The sequence below is a fragment of the Bradyrhizobium sp. Arg237L genome (genome assembly GCF_029990105.1).
Taxonomy (GTDB): Bacteria; Pseudomonadota; Alphaproteobacteria; order Rhizobiales; family Xanthobacteraceae; genus Bradyrhizobium.
Window position 1 is genome coordinate 1 of record NZ_JAQMIL010000278.1, and the last position, 257, is coordinate 257.

Here is a 257-nt window from a genome sequence, read left to right on the forward strand (position 1 = left end):
TCCGGTCTTGTGGCGCCCGATCCGCAAGACCCCGGCGGGCCAGCCGCCGCGCCGTTCCGCACCACGACGCGCCATGTCGGCCTCGGCTTCGCCGCCTGCGACTGCCTGACCGACCAGGTGCTGCCCGACCTGGCGCAGGCCGCGCGCGCCCTGATCGCGCAGCAGCGCTCGATCCGCGCCCCTGGGACGGCGCAATGGCCATCCCAGGTGCTGCCCGCAAGCGCCGCCTTTTGATGCCGATGACGCGGGGATTGTCG

Annotated in this window: 1 protein-coding gene; it reads left to right on the forward strand. The window is 73.9% G+C overall.

The window, feature by feature from the left end:
- The coding region (locus tag OZ411_RS43300; RefSeq protein WP_282532850.1) for a hypothetical protein at positions 1–234 on the forward strand (234 nt) is incomplete at its 5' end.
- Positions 235–257: the final 23 nt, after the last annotated feature.